Source organism: Bacillus cereus group sp. BfR-BA-01380, assembly GCF_022663535.1.
Classification (GTDB): domain Bacteria; phylum Bacillota; class Bacilli; order Bacillales; family Bacillaceae_G; genus Bacillus_A; species Bacillus_A cereus_BB.
Genome location: NZ_JAKUFS010000107.1, coordinates 1 through 323, shown reverse-complemented (window position 1 = coordinate 323; position 323 = coordinate 1). Strand labels below are relative to the sequence as shown.

Below are 323 nucleotides of genomic sequence, written 5' to 3'. Positions count from 1 at the left end.
CAGTTCTGATTGGGAAGGAACGGTCAACCACAAGCCTTCTTGTATAAGAAGTTGAGGGCACCTACAAACATTATTGAAGGGAAACAAACTCTTAGGAGGGACAAAACATGCGTGTATTTGTCAAGAATTTAAGAGGAGAGCCACTTATGCCTTGTAGTTCCCGTAAAGCCAGGCTTCTTCTCAAGCAAGGGAAAGCAACGATTGTCGGATATACTCCGTTTACGATTCAATTACAATATGCCACAGGTGAAGCGGTGCAACCCGTCACAATCGGTGTTGATAGTGGTGCAAAGCATATGGGTATTGCAATCGCTACAGAAGAT

The 323-nt window shown here is 44.0% G+C and carries 1 protein-coding gene; it reads left to right on the top strand.

Translation table 11 applies throughout. The features are described from left to right. Positions 1-107: 107 nt before the first annotated feature. A partial coding sequence (locus MR076_RS26110; protein ID WP_242225436.1) for an RRXRR domain-containing protein occupies positions 108-323 on the top strand: 216 nt, incomplete at its 3' end.